General features: G+C 68.2%; 24 protein-coding genes and 2 pseudogenes. 17 read left to right on the plus strand and 9 right to left on the minus strand.

Annotated features, from left to right (window positions below):
* Window positions 1–4: 4 nt before the first annotated feature.
* Window positions 5–583 carry a TetR/AcrR family transcriptional regulator gene (locus AB0E78_RS22870; protein ID WP_361835347.1) on the minus strand — a complete coding sequence of 193 codons (579 nt, stop codon included), beginning with the start codon at window positions 581–583 and terminating at the stop codon, window positions 5–7.
* 105 nt (window positions 584–688) lie between these two features.
* Between AB0E78_RS22870 and AB0E78_RS22875 the strand changes: the two genes are divergently transcribed.
* The 5 genes and pseudogenes from AB0E78_RS22875 (at window position 689) to AB0E78_RS22895 (ending at window position 2,830) form a co-directional block, all read left to right on the plus strand.
* On the plus strand, window positions 689–1,135 hold the full coding sequence (locus AB0E78_RS22875; protein WP_361835349.1) for a DUF1772 domain-containing protein: 447 nt from the start codon (window positions 689–691) through the stop codon (window positions 1,133–1,135).
* Between the two features lie 115 nt (window positions 1,136–1,250).
* Window positions 1,251–1,601 carry an antibiotic biosynthesis monooxygenase family protein gene (locus tag AB0E78_RS22880; protein WP_361835352.1) on the plus strand — a complete coding sequence of 117 codons (351 nt, stop codon included), beginning with the start codon at window positions 1,251–1,253 and terminating at the stop codon, window positions 1,599–1,601.
* 150 nt (window positions 1,602–1,751) lie between these two features.
* A complete protein-coding gene (locus AB0E78_RS22885; protein ID WP_361835355.1) occupies window positions 1,752–2,138 on the plus strand; it encodes a VOC family protein in 387 nt (128 codons plus the stop codon).
* 16 nt (window positions 2,139–2,154) lie between these two features.
* Window positions 2,155–2,345 (plus strand): annotated as a pseudogene (locus AB0E78_RS22890) (transposase); the annotation flags it as partial.
* Between the two features lie 59 nt (window positions 2,346–2,404).
* A complete protein-coding gene (locus tag AB0E78_RS22895) occupies window positions 2,405–2,830 on the plus strand; it encodes a DUF4267 domain-containing protein (RefSeq protein ID WP_361835358.1) in 426 nt (141 codons plus the stop codon).
* An 842-nt stretch (window positions 2,831–3,672) separates the two neighbouring features.
* Here AB0E78_RS22895 and AB0E78_RS22900 read toward each other — a convergent pair.
* Window positions 3,673–4,083 carry an Imm10 family immunity protein gene (locus tag AB0E78_RS22900; protein ID WP_361835361.1) on the minus strand — a complete coding sequence of 137 codons (411 nt, stop codon included), beginning with the start codon at window positions 4,081–4,083 and terminating at the stop codon, window positions 3,673–3,675.
* 53 nt (window positions 4,084–4,136) lie between these two features.
* Between AB0E78_RS22900 and AB0E78_RS22905 the strand changes: the two genes are divergently transcribed.
* The 3 genes from AB0E78_RS22905 (at window position 4,137) to AB0E78_RS22915 (ending at window position 5,979) form a co-directional block, all read left to right on the plus strand.
* Window positions 4,137–4,571: a hypothetical protein gene (locus AB0E78_RS22905; RefSeq protein ID WP_361835363.1), complete on the plus strand. Its 435-nt coding sequence runs from the start codon at window positions 4,137–4,139 to the stop codon at window positions 4,569–4,571.
* Window positions 4,572–4,809: 238 nt separating this feature from the next.
* Window positions 4,810–5,346, plus strand: a complete 537-nt coding sequence (locus tag AB0E78_RS22910; protein WP_361835365.1) for a hypothetical protein — start codon at window positions 4,810–4,812, stop codon at window positions 5,344–5,346.
* A 126-nt stretch (window positions 5,347–5,472) separates the two neighbouring features.
* On the plus strand, window positions 5,473–5,979 hold the full coding sequence (locus tag AB0E78_RS22915; RefSeq protein WP_361835367.1) for a hypothetical protein: 507 nt from the start codon (window positions 5,473–5,475) through the stop codon (window positions 5,977–5,979).
* Between the two features lie 153 nt (window positions 5,980–6,132).
* Here AB0E78_RS22915 and AB0E78_RS22920 read toward each other — a convergent pair whose 3' ends face one another.
* Both AB0E78_RS22920 and AB0E78_RS22925 read right to left on the minus strand, forming a co-directional pair.
* Entirely contained in the window at window positions 6,133–6,345 is a 213-nt protein-coding gene (locus AB0E78_RS22920; RefSeq protein ID WP_361835370.1) for a hypothetical protein, read from the minus strand.
* 296 nt (window positions 6,346–6,641) lie between these two features.
* On the minus strand, window positions 6,642–7,394 hold the full coding sequence (locus tag AB0E78_RS22925) for a hypothetical protein (protein WP_361835373.1): 753 nt from the start codon (window positions 7,392–7,394) through the stop codon (window positions 6,642–6,644).
* Window positions 7,395–7,783: 389 nt separating this feature from the next.
* Between AB0E78_RS22925 and AB0E78_RS22930 the strand changes: the two genes are divergently transcribed.
* Together AB0E78_RS22930 and AB0E78_RS22935 are read left to right on the plus strand one after the other, a co-directional pair.
* Window positions 7,784–8,914: a class I SAM-dependent methyltransferase gene (locus AB0E78_RS22930; protein WP_361835375.1), complete on the plus strand. Its 1,131-nt coding sequence runs from the start codon at window positions 7,784–7,786 to the stop codon at window positions 8,912–8,914.
* 101 nt (window positions 8,915–9,015) lie between these two features.
* Window positions 9,016–10,330: pseudogene (locus tag AB0E78_RS22935) on the plus strand (cytochrome P450).
* Between the two features lie 219 nt (window positions 10,331–10,549).
* Here AB0E78_RS22935 and AB0E78_RS22940 read toward each other — a convergent pair.
* Both AB0E78_RS22940 and AB0E78_RS22945 read right to left on the minus strand, forming a co-directional pair.
* Window positions 10,550–10,921, minus strand: coding sequence for a hypothetical protein (locus AB0E78_RS22940; RefSeq protein ID WP_361835378.1), 372 nt, complete (start codon window positions 10,919–10,921; stop codon window positions 10,550–10,552).
* The gene (locus AB0E78_RS22945; protein WP_361835381.1) at window positions 10,918–11,610 is read right to left on the minus strand and encodes a TetR/AcrR family transcriptional regulator; all 693 of its coding nucleotides are present in this window, start codon (window positions 11,608–11,610) and stop codon (window positions 10,918–10,920) included. The genes AB0E78_RS22940 and AB0E78_RS22945 overlap by 4 nt, the downstream gene beginning before the upstream one ends.
* Before the next feature lie 70 nt (window positions 11,611–11,680).
* On the opposite strand from AB0E78_RS22945, the gene AB0E78_RS22950 reads away from it, so the two are divergent.
* Window positions 11,681–12,343, plus strand: a complete 663-nt coding sequence (locus AB0E78_RS22950) for a class I SAM-dependent methyltransferase (RefSeq protein ID WP_361835384.1) — start codon at window positions 11,681–11,683, stop codon at window positions 12,341–12,343.
* A 191-nt stretch (window positions 12,344–12,534) separates the two neighbouring features.
* Here the strand turns inward: AB0E78_RS22950 and AB0E78_RS22955 are convergent, their stop codons facing one another.
* Window positions 12,535–12,984, minus strand: a complete 450-nt coding sequence (locus tag AB0E78_RS22955) for a hypothetical protein (RefSeq protein WP_361835387.1) — start codon at window positions 12,982–12,984, stop codon at window positions 12,535–12,537.
* Between the two features lie 405 nt (window positions 12,985–13,389).
* Here AB0E78_RS22955 and AB0E78_RS22960 point away from each other — a divergent pair, with 405 nt between their 5' ends.
* The 3 genes from AB0E78_RS22960 to AB0E78_RS22970 are packed head-to-tail and all read left to right on the plus strand — an operon-like array spanning window position 13,390 to window position 14,960.
* Window positions 13,390–13,662: a hypothetical protein gene (locus tag AB0E78_RS22960; RefSeq protein WP_361835390.1), complete on the plus strand. Its 273-nt coding sequence runs from the start codon at window positions 13,390–13,392 to the stop codon at window positions 13,660–13,662.
* A gap of 39 nt (window positions 13,663–13,701) precedes the next feature.
* Complete coding sequence (locus AB0E78_RS22965) at window positions 13,702–14,217, plus strand: sigma-70 family RNA polymerase sigma factor (RefSeq protein ID WP_361835393.1); 516 nt, start codon at window positions 13,702–13,704, stop codon at window positions 14,215–14,217.
* Complete coding sequence (locus tag AB0E78_RS22970) at window positions 14,214–14,960, plus strand: IclR family transcriptional regulator C-terminal domain-containing protein (protein ID WP_361835395.1); 747 nt, start codon at window positions 14,214–14,216, stop codon at window positions 14,958–14,960. The genes AB0E78_RS22965 and AB0E78_RS22970 overlap by 4 nt, the downstream gene beginning before the upstream one ends.
* Before the next feature lie 284 nt (window positions 14,961–15,244).
* Here the strand turns inward: AB0E78_RS22970 and AB0E78_RS22975 are convergent, their stop codons facing one another.
* Both AB0E78_RS22975 and AB0E78_RS22980 read right to left on the minus strand, forming a co-directional pair.
* The gene (locus AB0E78_RS22975; RefSeq protein ID WP_361835398.1) at window positions 15,245–16,762 is read right to left on the minus strand and encodes an alpha/beta hydrolase; all 1,518 of its coding nucleotides are present in this window, start codon (window positions 16,760–16,762) and stop codon (window positions 15,245–15,247) included.
* A 90-nt stretch (window positions 16,763–16,852) separates the two neighbouring features.
* Entirely contained in the window at window positions 16,853–17,305 is a 453-nt protein-coding gene (locus tag AB0E78_RS22980) for a DUF4190 domain-containing protein (RefSeq protein ID WP_361835401.1), read from the minus strand.
* A 143-nt stretch (window positions 17,306–17,448) separates the two neighbouring features.
* On the opposite strand from AB0E78_RS22980, the gene AB0E78_RS22985 reads away from it, so the two are divergent.
* The 3 genes from AB0E78_RS22985 to AB0E78_RS22995 all read left to right on the plus strand — a co-directional run bounded on the left by AB0E78_RS22985 (window position 17,449) and on the right by AB0E78_RS22995 (window position 20,096).
* Complete coding sequence (locus AB0E78_RS22985; protein WP_361835404.1) at window positions 17,449–18,726, plus strand: histidine kinase; 1,278 nt, start codon at window positions 17,449–17,451, stop codon at window positions 18,724–18,726.
* The gene (locus AB0E78_RS22990) at window positions 18,723–19,463 is read left to right on the plus strand and encodes a response regulator transcription factor (RefSeq protein ID WP_361835407.1); all 741 of its coding nucleotides are present in this window, start codon (window positions 18,723–18,725) and stop codon (window positions 19,461–19,463) included. Before AB0E78_RS22985 ends, AB0E78_RS22990 begins: the two co-directional genes overlap by 4 nt.
* A 222-nt stretch (window positions 19,464–19,685) precedes the next feature.
* Window positions 19,686–20,096, plus strand: a complete 411-nt coding sequence (locus AB0E78_RS22995; protein ID WP_361835410.1) for a VOC family protein — start codon at window positions 19,686–19,688, stop codon at window positions 20,094–20,096.
* Window positions 20,097–20,286: the final 190 nt, after the last annotated feature.

The following is a 20,286-nucleotide window of genomic DNA, read 5'->3' on the forward strand; positions in this document are numbered from 1 at the left end:
CATGTCAGAGCACGGGGAGTCGGTCCACCAGTAGTTGCACCCTTGCCTCGGCGTCGTCCGGCAGTAGCCGTCCTGTCCGGGCCAGGGTTGCCAGGCCGTGCAGGGAGGCCCAGAACACCTCGGTGAACAGCCCCGGGTGGACGCCGCTGCCGGTGACCTGGCCGAGGGTTTCCTCCAGGGCGGCGAAGGCGTCCTTCAGTTGCTGAGGGGTGTCTTCTTGCGCGTAGGCCAGGCCGCCGTCGAGTTGGAAGAGGGCGTCATAGACGGCCGGGTGGTGTTCGGCGAAGTCGAGGTAGCCGTGGGCCAGTGCGGTGACCTGGGCGCGCGGACCCTCCGCGGCGGAGGTCGCGGCCCGCAGGGCGCGGGCCAGTTCGGCGGCGCCGTCCAGGGCGACGGCGCCGATGATCTCGCGTTTGCCGCGGAAGTGGCTGTAGAGGACGGGCTGGCTGTACTCGATGCGCTCGGCGAGCCGGCGGGTGGTGACCGCGTCCCAGCCCTGCTGCTCGGCGAGTTCGCGGGCGGTGGCCACGATGAGGCGCTCGCGCTCAGCCCGTTCGCGTTCCTTGCGTTCCTTGACCGACATAACTCGAATCCTAGCATCGCTAGACAAGAGAGCGGCAGTAGTACTAGCGTTGACACATCAGCTAGCGACGCTAGATTCCGGACGCTGGATTTCAGAGGGGTCACCATGCTCAGCACACTTGAGGTCATCACCACCGTGCTCGTCGGCCTGATGGTGGGGGTGGAGCTTTCCGTCGCCTTCGTCATGAATCCCATCCTCAACGCCCTGCCCGAGGACAGCGCCCAACTCGGCCAGGCCCACGGCGGCCGGATGCTCGGCGCGCTGATGCCCATCTGGTACATCGGCTCACTCGTCCTCGTCACCCTCTGGGCCATCGCCGGTTGGCAGCACGACGGCGCCGGCCTCGTCGTCACCGCCGGCGCACTGCTGCTCCTCAGCGTGATCATGTCGATCCTGCTGCTGGTCCCGATCAACAACCGGAACAAGACGTGGACCCCGGACAACCGGCCCGCTGACTGGAAGCAGCAGTTGGACCGCTGGAATCGCTACCACTACGTCCGCGTCGCCGTCATCATCGCCGCCTTCACCCTGCTGGTCACCGCCCTCACCTGAGCCCGCCGGCGACACCGCGCGGCCGGGCGCCCGCACCCGCTCGACCGTGCGCTCGACGTACGACGCCTCCACCTACATCCACATCCAGGACCGATAGCGAGAGGAAGTGCCGAGAATGGCCAAGCTGGAGAGTCTCGACCCGCACACGCCGATGTTCGCGCAGTTCAAGGAGAAGACCGGACCCATCGTCCTGGCCAACACCTTCTTCGTTCCGAAGGAGAGGACCGAAGCGTTCCTGGTTCTCTTCCAACGGCAGGCGGAGTTCATGAGGGCTCAGCCGGGATTCGTCTCCCTGCAGATGCACAAGGGAACGGCGGGCAGTCAGCTTCTGATGAACGTCGCGGTCTGGGAGTCGACCGAGGCTCTCGCCGCGGCGTTCGGCAGCCCGCAGTTCCAGCGCATGGCTGCCGACTTCCCCGACGACCTCGTGTCCTACCCGCACATCTTCGAGCAGATCGACGTATGACACGGCAGCTGTAGCCGGGGGAGGGCAGCTGAAAAGGCCCTTCCCCGGCTGCCCTTCCCCGGGCCCGTCACGCATCCGTGCGCCACGCCGGGCCGGCCAGGGCCGCCGAACACCCCATCACACGTAGCACCGCCCTGAAGAGGAGTCACTATGACCGTGGAGCTGAATCACACCATCGTCCCCGCCCGTGACCCGCAAGCCTCAGCGCTGTTCCTGGCCGAAATCCTCGGCCTGCGTGTCGATCCGCCGATCGCGCATTTCACGCCGGTCACGCTGGCCAACCAGGTCAGCCTGGACTACGACCAGCTGGACGACTTTGAACCGCACCACTACGCGTCCATGGTCAGCGAGGGGGAGTTCGACGCCGCCCTCGCCCGCATCCAGCACGGCGGAATTCCCCACTACGGCGATCCCGCATGCCAAGAGATCGGGCAGATCTATCACAGCAAGCACACCAACGGCCGCAAGGGCACCTACTTCCACGACCCTGACGGACACCTCATGGAAATCCTCACCCGGGGCGGCGCCGGGGCATGAGGCCGCTGGCGACCCACCGGACGACCTGACGCCGCTGGACGAGCACCGACGGGGGCACGGCGGGCCGTACGGCCATCTCAACCGGGCCTGCATCGACGTCGACCGGGGCGTGGGCTGCCGGCCGGGCTGCCACTGCCCCGCTCTCCGGACGGCCGGCCGGTCCTGGCCGTCGACGTGTCACCGCGACTGCGCTCGGACGGCCCCACACCACTCAGCAAGCTCCACAAAGTTCACCAAGCCAACCAAGAACTGCAAGGAGAAGAACAATGTCCCTGAAGAAGATCAACACTGTCATGGCCGCCGCCTTCATCCTCTTCATCCTCTGGTTCGGGACGGAGTTCATCCTGAGCCCGGAGACCACAGCGCCGGACTTCGGCCTGCCGAGCTGGCCATCTGGCGACGGTGGCGGCTTCCTGATCATCAAGGGAATCCGCGATGTCGTCCTGGCCCTGGTCCTGGGCATCCTGCTGATCACGGGCCACCGCCGGGCGCTCGGCTGGGCGCTGCTGGTGGAGGCCTTCGCCGCGTACGGCGACATGACCACCGTGCTGGCCCACCACGGCTCCGTGGCCACCGCGCTCGGCATCCACGCCCTGACCGCGACACTGATGGTGGTCAACGGCCTCCTGATAATGCGCGAGACCCGCGAGGTCGCGGCCGCACCGGCAACACCCGCTCCGCAGCCCGCCTGACCCACGCTTTCATGAAGTGGGCTGTCGGCAGGTATCCAGTCAGCAGAGCCTGCAGCCCGTCTCGGGCGTCGAAGCTCTCGATCCCGCGCAATTGGCAGGGCTTCGCCGAGCATGCGCTGGGCGGCTCACAGCCGACGGGGCAGAAGCCCGATCCGGTCGAGGGCCGAGCGCGGGGCACGGCCCGGAGCCTTGCCCCGACCCTCAGTTCTCCATGAGTCGCCGGCGCCAATGTCCGCAAGCACTGAACGGAGTTGCCAGTACGAGGTGCGAGCTGAGGGTGACGGTCCTGCGGTCGAAGTCGGCGTCCAACCTGGCAACGAGCCTGCCGAGGTCAGCCCGAGCACCACGGGGAAGCCACAGCAGCACGTCCTCCAGACGATCTCGCGCCACCAGGGGATCACAGCAGTCGCAGCCCGTCATCGGATCCGGCAGAACGCGCCCCGGTTGCGCCAGATGCCACCGGCACTCCGCCAGGGCAGCGGCCACAGCTCCCGGCCACAATCGCTCGTCTTCCAACTTCCGGATCGCCACGCGAGTCGCCGCGGAAACACCGCGGATCCGGAGGGCCGGGACACCTTTTCTGGGCCGCCAACGCTCCGCGCGCAGCCCCTTCGGACGCCTACGCGGCATCGGCCTTTCGGATCAACATGCCGTCATCTTGCCACGGCCCGCACAACCCCCGCACGCGATCACGGCCAGCCCGCGCCATTTCAAGTGCTCCTACTTCTCACAGATATCCCTGCACTCTCCGGACGACGAGGGATACCGGAACCACCAACATGCGCTCTCGTTCAGGAGCTAGGTAACCAGCCCGTCGTACGAGCCCGGCATCGGTCATCGAGTCAGATGCCTTCACGATGGGGCACGGCATCCGCACGTCCGTAGGCGAGTACCTGGGCGAGGACTTCGCGGAATGCGGATAGATCGGCGGGCGGCGCTTCGATGACCGCTTCGATGTCACTGTCGTTCAACCGCAGGGCTTCAAGTGCTTGCGGGTTGAGGGAGATCCGCAGGATGTTGCCTGTCAGCGTGACCGCACGAACACAGCCGTACGCGGTGCCTTGTCCGGCTGTGACCAGGCAGTGTGTGTCCATCCCCAGAGCGACCTCTTGATCATCGGGCTCCTCCTCACCTGCCATGAACATCAAGATGAAACCGCTTCCGTCTGCTTCCTCGGCAAGGGCGGCTTCTTTGAAGTAGCCATCGGGATCTATCTCCGTCGTGGCGGCACGGGCAGTGAATCGATGTGTCATGACGGCGTTCTACCAGCGTCGCTCTTCTAGGCGTCAGGCAGGCCGGTCTCCGGATGAGGCGGCTCCGACGGCCAGGGCACGGCGCGAGCGCGTCCGGCCGGCTTGCCGCCCAAAGAGGGCACGCCCTTGCTTGTCGACGCCACCAGGAGGCCGAGGCACTGACCGCCTATCGCGAACCGGACCGGCTGTCTCTGGTCCTGCGGCTCGGCCTGGCGCGCAGCCTTAACGGTCAGGCCCGCCACGAAGAGGCCCTCGCCCAGGCGGAGCAGGCCGAGGAGGTGCGCCGCGGTCTGCCCCAGGAGCAGAGCCGCCCAGAGGCCGGCGCCGTCGAACTGGCGGTGGGCACCGCTCTCCTGGGGCTGCGCCGCGGTAACGAGGCCTGCCTATCGGCCGCGGCCGCTCACGACGTGTGCCTGGCTTCCTTCGGCCCGGGCCATCGCCGCACCGTCGAGGCTCGCACGCTGCTCGACCTCATCGACGGCGCCTGACCGGCCGCGCGACGACTCCTCCCAGAAGAGCGGCAGGGGCCACCGTGGGCGCCTCATCCGGCCACCGCGATGAGCCGGGCGACGGCCGAGCACGTCCCCCTGACTGAAACTCTGGCGCGGCGCGCCAAGCGCTTCAGTTGGCCGGTCGTGTCAACTAGCTGATGCCGCAATGATCGTCCGCCTGGGCGGGGATGCGACGGGGTAGGACGTTGGGAAACCAACGACAGGGGTGCGCCGAGTGGACGCTAGCGTCGCAGCGATACTTGGTGCAGCGATCGGTGCTGTCGGCGGCGTAGGCGGCGGACTGCTCACCCTCAGCACGCAGCTCCGGAGTCTCGATGCGCAGCATCGCGCAGAGGAGAAGCGTTGGCTGGCGGATGTGCGCCGCGAGGCCTATACAGGCTTTGTCACCTGCGCGAAGCAACTTTCCAATGCCGTTTGGAAGGCGTCCGATCTGCTTCATGGCGAAGGCGGTGTCGATGATTGGGAGAGTGCCCGCCGCAGCGTGCACGACGCCTGGACCGAGTTCAGTGCCGCGTCTGCGGCGGTCACGATGGCTGGCCCCCACACGGTGGCCGCGGCCGCTGAGGATCTGCGAGAAGCTCTGCGGCAGTGGGAGCTGTTGACTGGCACCTGGATTCGAGCCGCGATCCAGCAGGGTACTGGGCAACTAGCGGAATACGAGCGGCAATTCATGGCTGGGTTCGAGGCCAAGAAACCCCTGGAGGTCGCGTTCCAGGTCGCCGCACGGCGGGCGTTGGGAACCGATACCTGAGTCGCCAGGAGTCGGGGCGGCTCACAACGACAGCAGAGCCCGGATGCGGTTGCTGAGTGTTCGCCCCACTCCGACGTCTCAGTGGCACGAGTTGGCTTGTCAGAGGCATCGGCTACCTTGCGGGCCATGGGAAATTCAGGGGGATCATTGACGACCCGGTCGACAGGGGAACTTGACCAGCTGATGCGGGCAGCCGGGTTCACGGACATCGACGACACGAATGCGTTGGCTGAGGGCTGGCAGGTCGCGGACTTCGCCGACGCTGGACGGAACAGCCTGGCGAACCTCGTCCAGAGAACGGGGACACCAGCCGTCATGGTGACCTTCCACGACAGCGATGTGGGATTCATCGAGGCCCGCACGCCGGACGGCCATAGCTGGGAAGGCCTGCTCAACCGCGAGATGGCGGAGAGCTACGAGATACCTCTGGAGCACTTCCCCATCGAACCCGCCGTTGCCGGAGCACTCGCCTGGTCGACCGCTGCCGGACTGACACCGGACGAGAAAGCCATCCGGGAGACACTCACCGGGTCGGCCGTGTTCGCTGAAGAACTTTCCTCAGCCCTCTTGGCCGCCCTGGGGCTACCCGGCGCAACCCAGACTTCTCACGCCAGGACAGGGGGAATCGCGTGAACTTACCCCTGGGAAATAGCGCGATCGGCCACACACCGTTCCTGGCCTGCCGGTTGGCCCCTCTCCCCGGATCGCTGGGCGTTGGCGAATACGCGGTGGGCCCACCACCTTGAAGGTGGGGGCGCTCACCGTCGTACCGCGAAGAGGAGAGGATCAGGCTGCGAGAGCCCAAGCCTTCACATAGCCAAGCATGTCGCTGACCGAGGGCGGATCTGCGGTTCGACCTTCGCGCGGGCCACAGGCGGCGGCATGCGCGCATGCCTGCGGTTGCGCCGCCTCGGGTTGGGGCTTGCGTGCGGTCAGCCAGACCGCAATGTAGGCAGGCCCGGTCGTAATCACAGCTATGGCAATCTCGGTGAAGGCCATCGGTCTCACCCCCCGGCATGCTGTCGAGTTCGTATCACCATAGGGGCGGGGGGTGTTTCACGGGAAGCAGCCGGCCGAGAAGGAGCAATCGGGGCTGGATCAGGCCCTGTACGTGGCTGGATGCGGTTGTGGAGGAGCGCTGGTTCGCTCCCCCGACACGGTGGCAGGGAGATGGGCACGTGTTGCCGGTCGGGAGTCATCCCCGCGGGCACGGGGCTGCTCCCAGCCACGCCGGTCACAGTGCGGGCCGCAGGATCAACACATGCAGCCGACCCTCGTAGGCAGCCAGGTGCCGCTCAACGGCGGTCGGCGCCGAAGGCTTCGCTCTCGCGCAGCACCACGAGTGCGAAAGCGAGGCGCTTGTCCAGCCACCCTTCCCGCTTGACGAAGTACCAGTTGTAACTCTGGGTAGTGCGCGGGCAGGTCAGTACCGCTTCTCCGTACTCTCCGTCCGCCCCCTCCCCTTCCGCTGCTTCCGCGCCCGCCACCCAGACCACCGGCTTGGAGGTTGAGGCGGAGTCCGCCACTTCGTCGGATCCGAAGGACAGCAGGGATTCGACGACTCCGTCCAGGACATGGCCCACTCCTCGGCCCAGGGCTGCCCCTGAGCCGCCTCTGGCCCAGTTGCGGGGAGCCACGATGGGCGGATACCCGGGCTGTTGCATCCACAGGCTCTGCTGGGTGAGCCGCTTCGTGACCGGGGTGCGGCGGACCGAGCCGAGCTCTCGTCCGGTGGCATCCGTCACCTGGTAGCGGTCGGAGCCCACCGGCAGCACCGTACACAGCAGTTGTCGGCTGTCCTCGTCCTCGAAGAGGCGGAAACCGCCCTTGGAGAGCGACCGGGCCGGCTCCAGGGGGACGATATAGACGCCGGGGACCATGTACTCGTCGCCTGCGCGGCGCGCCATGAACCGGACAGCGTGTGAGCCCTCGCCCCGCTTCGACTTGCGAACCGTGTCCCGCATCATTCGGCCCACCGTGAACCGGGCGATCTCGTCCCAGTGCACCGCCTCAAAGGGCTCGACCCGCTTGCTCTTGCCGAATGCCATCCGCTTCCGCTTCCCCTCCCGGCCGCCCACATTCCGCTGCGGCGGAACGAGGATGAGGATACGGAAGCGACTGCGCACGCCATCGACCGGAGGCGCAGTGCCCGCCCTCGCCAGGCACAGGCCGGCTTGCCGAGCATGCTGACCTGTCCGAGCCGGTGTATTTGGAAGCCGAGCAGCACCTGTGCGAGCCTGCTGCCACTCCTCCGAAAGGGATGACCCTGATGCTTGGCATGGTTGTCTGGGACGTCCGCTCTCGCGCTTCGACGCAAGAGCGGTAACGGCCTCCTGCCTCAACGCACACGCCTGTCCCACGGACAGGCGTGGGTTCAGCCTGCTCCTCGTCGAAGTGCTCTTCGTGCCCCTGCACGTTCGACCACGAGGAGTACGTGGTGTCCACCCTTCACTGGACCACAGGCAACACCCAACAGTCCGCCCGCTGGCATTCCGAGAGCGCCGTTCCCCTTCCACACCGGACCGTCGTCGCCGACGACCGGATGAAGGCCAACGACGCCTACCGCCAGGCATGTGAGGGAACGGCCCTGCTCTGGCAGGGCGACTTCCACAACGCCCGGCAACTGCTGCAGGCCATGGGCCGCCGCATCGACGGCAAAACGCCCAGGTCCAGCACTTCCCTGAGCGAGTCCTTCCACCTGCACCGACGCAGCAGCAGTCACCGTGCCCGTGTCCTCGGCAAGCTCCTGGTGCTGCTCGACGACGACCACAGGCTGGCGTTGCGCCGGGCTCCCGACGTCCGCCAGGCGTGCCTGGAAGCCTATGGACCCCCAAAGGGGCCCACGGCGGTCTCTCTCCGGGAACTGCTCGGAGTGATCGGCGCTCACCAATGGCGCCTGAAAGGCGTCGAGGTGTCGGCGCTCGGCACCCGTATCCACCCCCATTTCGGCGTGTTCGCACCGATCAGAGGCGAGTACGTCGACCTGGTCGCCCACACGCCTTTTCCGCGGGCGATCCGGCTCAGTCCGGCCACCAGCACAGCGTTCGATCTCGGCACAGGAACCGGCGTGCTCGCCGCGGTTCTGGCCCGCCGCGGAATCGACCACGTCGCGGCCACCGACATCAGCCCACGCGCCATGGTTTGCGCCAGGGAGAACGCTCAGCGGTTGGCATTGGCCGACCGTATCGAGGTGTCGGGCCCCGGCCTGTTCCCCGAAGGCCGCGCCGACCTCATCGTGTGCAACCCGCCCTGGCTCCCCGCCCGTCCGACTAGCCCCATCGAACAGGGCGTCTACGACCCGGACAGCACCATGCTCCACAGCTTCCTCGCCGGACTTTCCGACCACCTCCGGCCAGGCGGCGAGGGGTGGCTCATCCTTTCCGACCTGGCAGAGCACCTCGGTCTCCGGACACGTCAGCAACTGCTGGAGACCATCCAAGCAGCCAACCTCCGCGTAGTGGGCAAGATCGACACCAAGCCCCGGCACCCACGCGCCAAGGACACCACCGACCCACTCCACACGGCACGAAGTGCCGAGACCACGTCCCTCTGGCGACTGACCACCTGACCGGAACTCCGATCACGCCACGGCGTCTTGGCAGACAGGGCGACTTGAGGGACCGCCCCCGGAGAGACTCGAGGGCAAGACGTGAAACAGGAGGAACTGTCATGCGTATCCCCGGACCCGAGCACCAGGAGGACGGCGGGCTGAGCGCCGTTGCGGCTGAGGGCGGGCTGCACCGGTACCAGTTACGCCTGCACGAGGCGTACGGACCCGTCGTGCGCTTCCAACTGCCGGGCGCCGGCACGGCCGTGTCGGTCGCCGATCCCGTGCTCCTGGAGGCCACGGCGCACCTCGACAAGCGACCCGAGGAGCTGTTCGCGTTCCTGGACCCACTGTGTGAAGCGGGCAACCTGCAAGTGCTACCCGCCGACGAGCACCCCCCCCTGGCGACGACTGCTGCTCTCGGTACTCGCCGGACGGCCCGCTCACGAGCGGCACTTCGCGCGCTTCACCGAGGTGGCGCGTGAGCTTGCCGACCGCTGGGCCGGGCAAGCGGAGGGCGAACCCGTCGAGCTGCAACAGGAGTTGACCGCGCTGTCGCTCCGTATGATCTGCGGGTTCGCGTTCGACGGCGCGGAAACCGACACGGACCGTGTCGTCGCCGCGTTCGAGGAGGTGCTCACCGAGCACCTCGGACGGCTCTACCAGGTGCCCCGGGCCGACCCGCGCGCGGCGGAGCGGGCCGAGGTGGCCCTGGCGTATCTGCGCGCGACGGTCGACCGTATGGTGGCGGCGCACCGCCCGGGCGGCCGCACCGACCCCAGCGACCTGATCGGGGCCCTCGTCGACGCCGGTCAGAGCCCGGCGCGGATCCGGGACACCGTCATGGTGACACTGTTGGCCGCCCACCACACCACCGGCGTCGCCGTCTCGTGGACGCTGCACCTGCTGGGCCGCCACCCCGACGTGGCCGATCGCGTCGCCGCCGAACTGGACCAGGTGCTGGGCGAGCGCGCCACGCCCGACTACGGCGATCTGCGACGGCTGACATATCTGGACAGGGTGCTCAAGGAGTCGATGCGCCTGTTCCCGCCCGGCCCGTACGGCGCGCGCGAGACGACCGAGGACATGGTTCTGGGCCCGTACGAGATCCCGGCCGGGACGACGGTGTTCTATCCGTTCTGGGCGGTGCACCTGAACCCTGAGTACTGGCCCGACCCGGAGCGGTTCGATCCCGAGCGGTTCACGCCGCAGGAGGTGGCCAAGCGGCCGCGGCTGGCGTACGTCCCCTTCGGGATCGGGCCACGCAGCTGCGAGGGCGCTGCTTTGGCCACGGTCGAGGCCCAGCTTGTGCTTGCGGTCCTCCTCAAGTGCCTGCGTTTTCGGCCTGCGACGGGGCACGAAGTGACGCCGGTGGAACGGTTCGTGCTGTGGGCACGGGACGGCATCCGGATGACGGTGCGGCCACGGGGCCTCTAGGGCCTGGGTGATGTCGTGCCGCCCTGGGAGCCGGCGGGCAGTCGTCCCTTGTGTCCCTCATGCCGGTCCTCCAGCTCGCCCGGGCCGACCGGTGGCCCGCCGATCCCACGCCGTCGCCGCGCACCCGCGCCCGCACCCGCGCCCGAGCTGTGGGTGCGCCGGCGCGAGCGCCACCGGCAGCCACCCGTCCGACCCGGGACGCGCCCTCAGGCAGAACCCTCAGGCAGGGACGAAGACGTCCTCGTCGGCCCCGTCGAGGATGAATCCGTTGTCGAAGCGGACCCGCACGCTCACGCGAGGCGCCCGTTCCTGGAAGGCGGTCCACGCGGGTTCCAGAGAGCCGACCTTCTCTTCGAGCTGCCTCCTGCTCTCCGTGGGCATCCCGCCCCCGAAGGAGTCGAGCAGCGACTTGAGCCGCTCGTACTCGCGCACCTCCTCGCTCTCATCCTGGTGGCCGACCACCTGCTCGACGATCCCCTCGGTGCCCGCCGCCAGGGACAGGAACCCGACGACGACCCCCGACACCTCGGCCGAATCGGTCAGCGGGGTGTCCGCTGCCAGCACCACGCGCTGGCCTGTCTTCAGAGTCATGCGCTCCCCATCTCCCCGGTGTCGGCTACAACCGCTACTTCCGCTACGCCCGCTACATCCGCTACGTCCGCGCGGTGCAGGAAGGCCTCGACGAGGCGGTCGGTGAAAGCCTGGTCGACGGGTTCCGCCGTCACCAGGACGCGGTGGTAGACCGGCCCCACGAGTTGGTCGATCTCCGCCGCCATGTCGAGCCCGGCGGCGAGTTGGCCGCGCTCCACCGCGCGTTCCAGCGGGAGTCGGTCGCGTCGGCGCTGTTCGTCGAGGTACCCGGACCGCAGGGCGGCGGCGAACGTGGGATCGTGCTGGGCGTGCCCGATGAGGGCCTTGAAGACGCCGCCCGCGTCGGACTGCGTGAGGAACAGGGCCAGTTGGCGCAGGTGCGCGCGCAAGTCCGGGGCCAGGTCGCCGTGGTCCGGTGGGCTCAGGGCTTCGGCCGCGTCCTGGAGGAAGGCGTCCAGGAGGACGTCGGTCTTGGTCTTCCACCAGCGGTAGACGGTCTGCTTGGCGACGCCCGCCCGGGCGGCGATGCCCTCGATGGTGACGCCGGTGAAGCCCTTCTCGACCAAGAGGTCGTCGGCCGCCTCCAGTACTGCCTGCCGGGCCTGTTCGCTGCGGCCGTGCCTGTTGCCGTGATGGCGTGCCGCCCGTTCCGACCCGGCCGCCGCGGCGGCCGTACTTCCTCGTTCCATGTCTGCCTCCTGGGGTCAGGGTAGGCCAGAACCTCTAGACGCTACGCAACGGTGCGTCTAGTCTAGGTCCATGACACCCACCAACACCCTCGAAGACCCCCGCGTCGCCTCCGCCCTCGACCGGATGTTCCGGGCTGCCGAGCAGGACGAGTCGACCAGCAGGCGGCTCCGGGCAGCGTGGCCCCAAGGTTCCGCGCCCCTCGGCCCGCAGGCGCAGGCCGACGCCAAGGCGGAGGTGTACATGCCGATTTCCGCCCAGGGCGGCCGCCTCCTCTACAACCTGATCCGGGCCACCCGCCCCGCCACCGTCGTCGAGTTCGGCACGTCCTTCGGAATCTCCACGCTCCATCTCGCCGCTGCGGTACGCGACAACGGGGCGGGGCGGGTGATCAGTACGGAGCTGAGTGCCGCAAAGGCTGCGGCCGCCCGCCGGACGTTCACCGAGACGGGTCTTGACGACCTGATCACCGTCCTCGAAGGAGATGCCCGCGACACCCTCGCCGCCCTCGCCGACCCGGCGGACTTCGTCCTCCTCGACGGCTGGAAGGACCTGTGCCTGCCCGTCCTGCAACTCCTCGAACCACGCCTCGCACCCGGCACCCTCGTCGTCGCCGACGATGTCGACCTGGAGGACCTAGCGCCCTACCTCGACTACGTCCGTGCCCCCCGGAACGGCTACCAGAGCGTCACGTTCCCCGTGGAGGATGGAATGGAGATCAGCTGCCGCCTCTAGGCCTGTGGGACGTCGCGATCAGTTGTGGGCCGCCGTCTTCGGAGCCATGGTCAATCCCTGTGTATCGATGAGTGAGGTCGAACTTCCCAGGTCGGCCGCTGGAGCTGATCGTTGTACACGATGATGTCGGCATGGTCGGTTGGGCGGGCGGTGGCGAAGTAGAGGTGCTGGGAGGGGATATAGCGGTTGCGTCAGGAGCGTTCGATCTCGGAGGCGTCGGCGATGGATCCGGCCGCCGCTGAATCTCGGTCCCGGGCGCGATCCACCGTCTGCTCGAAGGGAACGGACACGAAGATGCGCAGGTCCCACCGGTCGACGAGTTTTGGGCGCAGGAGGAAGACACCGTCGAAGAGCAGGACCCGGCACAGTGCGGCGCGGTCGAGGGCGTCGAAGTAGCAGCCTTCGGCGGAGTACTGGCCGCGTCGATAGCGCTGTGCACGAGGGAAAAGGAAGTCGTCGATGGTCGCGCGAATGACGTCGCGGTCCTGCGCGCGCAGGATGACGGCGAGCTCGTCGGCCAGCGTGGTCCTGCCGGAGGCGGGCGGCACGTCGATGGCGACCCGCAGTGGGTGCGCGGTCCTGACGGACCTGATCGCATCGGCCAGCCGACTGATGAGCTCGCTGCGGGTGCCTTGGTCCATTGCTCGCCTCTCTCACGGTGTCTCTGTTTAGTGCCGCACGTCAGGCTGCGGTCGCCGGCTCGCTTTCGACAAGGACGCGTCGTTCGAAGCGGGCGCCAGCGCAGACGAGGGCAACGAGTTGAGGTGCGGTGATCGCCCGTCAGCGTTGGCGTGGAGAAAGGCCTGTGGCGCACGCTCTTGGCAACAAGGGTTACGTTCCTCAGCCGCCGAGCCGCCGAGCCGCCGAGCCGCCGAGCCGCCGAGCCGCCCAATCGCCACGCTGGTGGGAGTCCGCGCGGGAGATCTTCCTCGGAAACTCGCGCACCGGACTCAACAGAACAGCCCCGGCATCCCTTATGTACTCAGGATCGACAAGCCGGCTCCTGGCAGTGTGCCAGGAGAGGCGAGGGAGAGAGGGAGGGCGCGTTGGCTGACATCGTGGCTGTCGTTGGGCCCATCACCATCGTGGTGCTCACGATGCTCATCCGGCTCCGGAGGGGGCACGGACGGATCGGGCCGTGGGAGGTGCTGCGGGAACTGGCCCGCGGTCGTTCAGCCACCGCAGCGGAGCGTGAATGCCGGGCCACTGCTGTCGAGGTGCTCGACCGTTTGCCCGCTGGCGGCAGATTGGACATGGTGGACGATCGCGGACACCGGCGCACCTACCATGTGTCCCCCCGGAGCGAGGAAAACCCGTGACCTCGGCGCGCGCGAACCGTACGGCACAGTGAGGACCGCATGCCGCAAGGACCACCCGGATTCGAGGAGTTCTTCAGGTGCTACCACTCCGCGGTCTGCCGATATCTGCTCTGGCGTGAGGCGGAACAGAGCGTTCTGGAAGATGCTGCTCAGCTCACCATGCTCGCCGCCTACCGCTACTGGGAACGCGTGGGCGCCATGAATGACCCCCGCGGGTGGCTGTTCAAAGTTGCCGGGCAGCGCCTCGACGACGCCCGGCAGGCTCGCCACCGTCAGGGCCTGCTTCTCGACGCCGCGACGTTACGGGGCCGGATCGCCGCACAGGACGAGGTCGCTGCCTGCGATCTGCGCCTCGACATCGTCCACGCCGTCCGCAAGCTTCCGGCACGCCAGCAGGAAGCTCTCGTCATGCGACTGCAGTTCGGCATGGGGTACGAGGAAATCGCGCAAGTGATGGAAGCGACCCCCGCAACGGTCCGCTCTCACGTCCACGCGGGCAGAAAGACCCTCAGAGCGATACTCGGGGACGGCGACACGGAAGGAGACCGCGCATGAGCATCGAAAGGCGTCTTCGGGCTGCCGTCGAAGCGGTCGACGAGCTGTGGTCTGGCGAGGAGGAGGCCGCCGAGCGGTACCGGCTCTTCCTCACGTCCCTGCAGCCCGGCCCGCTGCCAGATGCTGTGACGGCGTCCATCGGGAGGCTGCTCGACGGACTGCGCGAGGAGGTAGGGGCCTCGTTGTACTTCGCGGTCTATGAAGAGGGCGAGGTGCGGGTTGTCGCCGAGTCGTCCGGGCCGACTACTCCACCTGTCAGCGAGTGGGTTGAATTCGCTGGGACCGCTCACGCCCACTCGTTCGGCAAGTGTCTACTCGCCCAACTCGACGATGATGTCCGGCGCGACCACTTCGTGCGCCACAGGGTAGCGAGGGTGACGTCGCGCACCATCACCAACGAACGCGTCCTCGTTCACCAGCTGCTCAAGGATTCCCCGGGCTCGCTTTTCCTGGACCTGCAGGAGTACGCCGTGGGTTGGGTCTCCGTCGCGGTCCCCGTCGGCGCCGCAGGCCGCATCGGAGCTGTGGCCGCCTATCTCCCCGTGGAGATGGCCCATCGCCTCAGAACCGTGGGCGATACGCTCCTGCGCCTGGCCTGCCCGTCACTCGACCTTGCTCTCACGGGAAGGGGCGACACCCCGCCGGAGAACATTCAATGGGAGGATCGCTTGTCGCCGGGCGGCGACCGAACGATCGCGGACGAGCTTTCGCGGGTTGGCAGGGCGATGGCCAAGGGCTCCTGAGGCGAGCCGACCCGGTGGAACAGTGGCCTGCCGATCACAGGTTGCTCTCTATCGTCCGCGATCGCTACCGGGGGTAAGGACCGGATCAGTGCCACTCTGGGTGTCCATCTTTGCCTGTGGGGATCTCGTGCCCGCGCCGCTGTGGAGGGCTCGGCGCCGAGGGGGCTCTGCACTCACTGGGCCTCCGTTGTGCGTTCGTGCAGCGGTCCACAACGGCAACCTGGTCGGCCACCGCTTCGAGGGCCTGCTGTGCAATGCCATCGACCCCTAGATGTGCGCGGCTGCTACTTCCGCCCGGCCGGAGCCTGGCAGGTCAGGTTCTTGGTGGGGAGCCTGCCCGTGGTCAGGTAGAACGTTGCGGCCTTGTCCGCGCAGGGATTGCCGTCCGGCGCGTAGAGGACGCCGTGTCCCTCGCCGCCGGCGACGGTGAGCATCCGGGAGCCGCGCAGGGCCCGGTGCATGGCCTGGGCGGCGAAGAGGGGCGTCTGGGAGTCCCACTCGTTCTGCGTGATCAGCGCACCGACCTTGGTGTCAATCCTGGTCTGCGGCTCGCTGCCCTGCTTCCAGAAGGCACAGGGTGTGATGGCGGCCGCGAAGTCGCCGTACAGCGGATACCGCACCTTGTCGCGGATCGCCTCGCGGCGGTACTCCGCAGGGTCGTGCGACCAGGTGCGGGTGTCCGCGCACATGAAGGACCAGGCGATGGAGGCGTAGTTGTCGTCGGGATCCTGGACCTGACCGGGCGTGCCGGACGGGGCCGCGTGCTTGTCCTTGGCCGCCTTCTTCAGTGCGGCGATCCGTTCGGCGGCTTTCTCGACGTGGAAGAACGTGCGGTTGTCGGCACGGATGCCGTCGCCGGTGAGGCGCTGTCCCTCAAAGGGGATGGGCTTGCGGTTCGCCCGCGCGATCAGGTCCCAGTAGGTTGTGCGGACCTTGGCCGGAGCGTCGCCCAGGCCGTAGGTCGTGTGCCGATGGGCGGTCCATCTGGTCCAGCGCGTGAACGCCTGCTCGGCCGCCTTCGCCATGTCCTGGAACATCCCCCGGTAGATCCGGGTCGGGTCGGTTGCGCTGTCCAGCACCATCCGGTCGGCACGCTGGGGGAACAACTGCATGTAGACCGCGCCGAGGTAGGTGCCGTAGGACATCCCCAGGTAGGAGATGGTCTTCTCGCCCAGCACGGCGCGGATGACGTCCATGTCACGGGCATTGTTGCGGGTGGTGAGGTGCGGCAGCATGTCACCAGCCCTGGCCCGGCACTTCGCGGCGACGGTGCGGACCCGGTCCACGTCCTTCGCGAAGGTCTGCGGCTTGTACGGATGGTCGGCCTGCTCCTCGGCGGTCAGACCGCAGTTGACGGGGGAGCTCTGCCCGACGCCCCGCAGGTCGAAGCCGACGAGGTCGTAGCGTCGCTTCACTTCCGTGGGGAACTTCATGAGCGGGTCGACAGGCAGTCGCAGTCCCGGTGCGCCGGGGCCGCCCGGGTTGAGCAGCAGAGCGCCGTGACGTGCCTTCGCGCTGCCCGCCTTCAGCCGGGATATCGCGAGGCCGATCGTCTTGCCGCCGGGGTCGCTGTAGTCCCGCGGCACCTTGAGCGTCGCGCACTGGAAGGTGGCGGGGCCCTTCACGTCGCAGCGTTTCCACTGGAGCTTCTGCTGCGTGTACTGCCGCAGGGAGTCCTTGGCACTGGAGGCGTCGAATGCCGTGGGCGCAGTGAAGGCCGTTGCGGGTGTCAGCGCCGCAAGGGCGGCCGCCGCGAGGCCCGCGGCAAGTAGGGGGGCCTTGGGTGTGTTTCTGCTTCGCATGATGATGCTCGTCCTTGTCCAGGAGAGTGGGCAGCCGGATCACCGATGAGGGATGCGGTGAAGGATCCGGTGAGGGAAAGGCAAGACCGGTCAGTTTCCGTTCAAGTGCTCGCGGACGCACTGCGTGTACTGGTGGAAGCTGTCGGGCTGGTAGCACTCCTGGGTCTTGTTCGCGTACCAGACCATGACGACGGCGATCAGCCCGGACACCACGATCGCGAGGGACGACGTCACCACGGCGGTGACGGCCTTGCCCCGGCCCGTACCGGTCCGCTTGGCCGTTGTCAGGGCGGCGATGCCCAGGATCAGGCCGACCAACGCGAGCGGGCCGCCGATGAAGACGACCGAGGTGCCCAGGCCGATGATGCCCAGTGTCATGGCGGCCGTGGCCAGGCTGTTCTTCGGTGCTGTCGGGCCCGGTGCGCTTGCGTTCGGTCCCATTCCGTTCAGTCGCATTCCGTTCGGTGCGGTCCGACTCCGTACGGCTTGGTCCTGTGCGGACACCGAGTGGTTCAGCGGCGTCTCGATTCCCTGAGCGTTCATCAGCTCGTCCTTCCGTCCCGTCAACTGGTGAGAGCCCGATTCTGGTTTTAGGGGCTCACGGGCACATCGCGGGAAGGCGGGAGAATTCGCTCCCCCGATCGGGGGAGGCCGCCGGTGAGCCGTCCGGTCATACTTGCCTGGCCATGTTCAAAGGAATCCGGCCGCTGCTGCGCGGCTCCACGTATTCGGGTGCGCTATTCGCCTATTGCGGCGCGTTGGCGAGCCTTCCCTTGCTGCCTTTCGCCGCACTACCGGCGATGGCGTGGCCATCCGCCTCCGTGGGAGTGCAGCTCGCTCTGACCGCGCTGGTCTGGTCCGGACTGATCGGTGCGATCGGGCTGGCTCGTACGACGCGGCGGGTGCTGATCGCTTGTGCCCGGCGGATGCTGAGGGTGCCGTTGCCGGATCCCGTCGGCGAGCGTCGGCGGGCGGGCTCGCCCGGTGACGGGGCGGCTGCTGCCACGACATCGGGCGCCGACCGCCTGCGTACCCCGCTCTGGCTGCTGTCACATGTGGTGCTGGGGTGGGCAGGCGCACAGCTGAGCGTCCTGCTGTTCGTCGCGGGCCTGCTCCTGCCCGGCGGTTGGGCCGGCGCCGAGGCCGGGGTGAGTGTGAACGGCTGGTCGCTGAGGGCGGAGAGCGGCTGGCAGAGCTGGGCAGCCGCCCTCTGCTGCCTGCTGCTCGCGGCGGCCCTGTGCCTGGCGGTGACGTACGTTCTGCGGTGGCTGGCACCCAGGCTCCTTGGTCCGTCGTCGGCCGAGCGGCTCGCCCTGGCGGCCGAGCGGGAGCGGGCACTGGCGGAACGCAACCGGCTGGCCCACGAGTTGCACGATTCGATCGGGCACACCCTGACGGCCGCCACGATCCAGGCAGCGGTGGCGGGCGAGGTGCTCTGTGTCGACCCGGTGGCGGCGCGGGCCGCCCTGCGCAGCATCGAGGAGTCGACCCGGGCCGCCCTGGAGGACCTGGACTATGTGCTGGGCATGCTGCGCGAGGAGAAGGCGGGAACGGCGCCGGCCCGGACCCTGGCCGACCTGCCCGAACTGCTCGACCGGCTGCGGCACGCGGGCGCGGTGGTGGAGCCGGAGCTGTCGGGCGACTACGCGCAGGTGCGGGGAACGCTCTCCCGGGCGGCGTACCGGATCCTGCAGGAAGGGCTGACGAACGCGCTGCGGCACGGAGCGGGCGGTCCGATCCGGGTCAAGGTGGCGGCCGCGCCGGACTCACTGGAGCTCGACGTGGTCAACCGGACTGGAGGAGCTGGGAGCGGAACGAGCCCGGATGCCTTCCCGACGTCCGGGCACGGACTGCCCGGCCTCATGGAGCGCGTGCGGCTCCTGCACGGCGACATCGAGGCCGGCCCGGACGGACCGGAGCACTGGCGGCTCGCGGTCCGCCTGCCAGTACGCTTGCCCGCATGATCGGCTCACCGGCGAGCGCAGCGGTCGCGACCGGCCCCGACGCGAGCGCAGCCATCACAACTGACACAGCCGACGCCTCCGGCTGCACCACACTCCTGATCGCGGACGACGACGCGGTGACCCGCAGCGGCCTGCGCACGCTGCTCGCCATGCAGCCCGGGATCACCGTCGTCGGGGAAGCCGCCGACGGTATCGAAGCGGTCGAGCGGGCCCGGCAGTTGCGGCCGGACGTGGTCCTGATGGACGTACGGATGCCGCGCCTCAACGGCATAGAGGCCACCCGCCAGCTCCTTGCAGGGCCGACCGCCCCGCCGAAAGTCGTGGTGATCACCACCTTCGAGAACGACGACTACGTCACCGCCGCACTCAGCGCCGGGGCCAGCGGCTTCGTGCTCAAGCGGCTACCCGTCCCCAAGATCGCGGAGGCGGTGCGGGTCGTCGCTGCGGGCGAGGCGATCCTCTTCCCGGCGGCCCTGCGCCAGATGGTCACCGCCCGCCCACGGGAATCCGCCGAGGCGCTGCCGCAGGCGGCGCTGACGGGCCGGGAGGAGGAGGTGCTGCGCCTGATGGCCACCGGCCGCTCCAACCCGGACATCGCGGAGTCGTGCAGGGTGAGCCTGGAGACGGTGAAGACGCACGTCGGGAACGTGCTGACCAAGCTCGGCGCGCAGAACCGGACCCACGCGGTGGTGATCGCGTACGAAACCGGCCTGGTCGTGCCCGGGGTCACGGGCTGACGCGACTTCAGGTGCCTTGCGCCGGCCGTCTGTGCCGCCGGACCAGGCTCCCAGGCGGTCGAGCCCCGGGAAACCTGCGGCCCGGGGCAGGCCCGGCTAGGGGAACCTGGTGAGTTGCCTGCGCTCGCGGTGGGAGAGGGGGGAGGGCCGCGTAGGCGTTGCGGACCGGCTTTGCGCAGGCTTTTCTCGAAGTCAGGTGTGAGCCTGTGGCAAGATCGCGGGATGCTGCGACTCACCGATTTCATTATCGACTGCCCGGACACGATGAAGCTGGCGGCTTTCTACTCCGAGGTGACGGGCCGTCCGATCAAGGAAGGCAGCTCCGAGGACTGGGCCGGCATCCAGTTCGGCGAGATCGAGCTGGCATTCATCCGGGTCGAGGACTACCGAGCTCCGCAGTGGCCCGACACGGAGCACCCCAAGCAGTTCCACCTCGACTTCGAAGTGGATGAGATCGAGCCCGAGCAGCGTCGCGTCCTCGACCTCGGCGCGACGCTGAGGCAGGACTTCATCGGCCCCAACGGCTACGGCTGGCAGGTCTACACCGACCCGATCGGCCACCCCTTCTGCCTGTGCCGCAACAAGGGTGTCGTCTGGACCGACCAGGGCCCGACCTGGCCCAAGGCCAGCTAATCGGCTTGGACGAGGTTGGTTGCTGACTGTCGTGTCCGGTCGCGTTGATGGGGCATGGCTTTCATGGCCTGGGCGACGGCCTTGCCGATGGCGTCGGTGGCGGTCTGGGCGCGTTGCGGGTAGTTCCGGTACTTCGGAGACGTCCAGCGTCGTGCCGGCGCGGCACGGTCGTTGTCGCCGCACACCCTGG

This window comes from Streptomyces sp. NPDC032198 (genome assembly GCF_040636975.1).
In the GTDB taxonomy this organism is placed as follows: domain Bacteria; phylum Actinomycetota; class Actinomycetes; order Streptomycetales; family Streptomycetaceae; genus Streptomyces.

What these genes read in the sequence shown, in the direction of transcription:
- AB0E78_RS22915 (WP_361835367.1), top strand. Translation starts at nt 5,473, where the DNA reads ATGGGAAATTCAGGGGGATCATTGACGACCCGGTCGACAGGGGAACTT.
- AB0E78_RS22905 (WP_361835363.1), top strand. Translation starts at nt 4,137, where the DNA reads ATGAGGCGGCTCCGACGGCCAGGGCACGGCGCGAGCGCGTCCGGCCGG.
- AB0E78_RS22955 (WP_361835387.1), bottom strand. Translation starts at nt 12,984, where the DNA reads ATGGACCAAGGCACCCGCAGCGAGCTCATCAGTCGGCTGGCCGATGCG.
- AB0E78_RS22940 (WP_361835378.1), bottom strand. Translation starts at nt 10,921, where the DNA reads ATGACTCTGAAGACAGGCCAGCGCGTGGTGCTGGCAGCGGACACCCCG.
- AB0E78_RS22880 (WP_361835352.1), top strand. Translation starts at nt 1,251, where the DNA reads ATGGCCAAGCTGGAGAGTCTCGACCCGCACACGCCGATGTTCGCGCAG.
- AB0E78_RS22985 (WP_361835404.1), top strand. Translation starts at nt 17,449, where the DNA reads ATGTTCAAAGGAATCCGGCCGCTGCTGCGCGGCTCCACGTATTCGGGT.
- AB0E78_RS22995 (WP_361835410.1), top strand. Translation starts at nt 19,686, where the DNA reads ATGCTGCGACTCACCGATTTCATTATCGACTGCCCGGACACGATGAAG.
- AB0E78_RS22970 (WP_361835395.1), top strand. Translation starts at nt 14,214, where the DNA reads ATGAGCATCGAAAGGCGTCTTCGGGCTGCCGTCGAAGCGGTCGACGAG.
- AB0E78_RS22900 (WP_361835361.1), bottom strand. Translation starts at nt 4,083, where the DNA reads ATGACACATCGATTCACTGCCCGTGCCGCCACGACGGAGATAGATCCC.
- AB0E78_RS22990 (WP_361835407.1), top strand. Translation starts at nt 18,723, where the DNA reads ATGATCGGCTCACCGGCGAGCGCAGCGGTCGCGACCGGCCCCGACGCG.
- AB0E78_RS22875 (WP_361835349.1), top strand. Translation starts at nt 689, where the DNA reads ATGCTCAGCACACTTGAGGTCATCACCACCGTGCTCGTCGGCCTGATG.
- AB0E78_RS22950 (WP_361835384.1), top strand. Translation starts at nt 11,681, where the DNA reads ATGACACCCACCAACACCCTCGAAGACCCCCGCGTCGCCTCCGCCCTC.
- AB0E78_RS22980 (WP_361835401.1), bottom strand. Translation starts at nt 17,305, where the DNA reads ATGAACGCTCAGGGAATCGAGACGCCGCTGAACCACTCGGTGTCCGCA.
- AB0E78_RS22895 (WP_361835358.1), top strand. Translation starts at nt 2,405, where the DNA reads ATGTCCCTGAAGAAGATCAACACTGTCATGGCCGCCGCCTTCATCCTC.
- AB0E78_RS22885 (WP_361835355.1), top strand. Translation starts at nt 1,752, where the DNA reads ATGACCGTGGAGCTGAATCACACCATCGTCCCCGCCCGTGACCCGCAA.
- AB0E78_RS22945 (WP_361835381.1), bottom strand. Translation starts at nt 11,610, where the DNA reads ATGGAACGAGGAAGTACGGCCGCCGCGGCGGCCGGGTCGGAACGGGCG.
- AB0E78_RS22920 (WP_361835370.1), bottom strand. Translation starts at nt 6,345, where the DNA reads ATGGCCTTCACCGAGATTGCCATAGCTGTGATTACGACCGGGCCTGCC.
- AB0E78_RS22965 (WP_361835393.1), top strand. Translation starts at nt 13,702, where the DNA reads ATGCCGCAAGGACCACCCGGATTCGAGGAGTTCTTCAGGTGCTACCAC.
- AB0E78_RS22870 (WP_361835347.1), bottom strand. Translation starts at nt 583, where the DNA reads ATGTCGGTCAAGGAACGCAAGGAACGCGAACGGGCTGAGCGCGAGCGC.
- AB0E78_RS22925 (WP_361835373.1), bottom strand. Translation starts at nt 7,394, where the DNA reads ATGGCATTCGGCAAGAGCAAGCGGGTCGAGCCCTTTGAGGCGGTGCAC.
- AB0E78_RS22975 (WP_361835398.1), bottom strand. Translation starts at nt 16,762, where the DNA reads ATGCGAAGCAGAAACACACCCAAGGCCCCCCTACTTGCCGCGGGCCTC.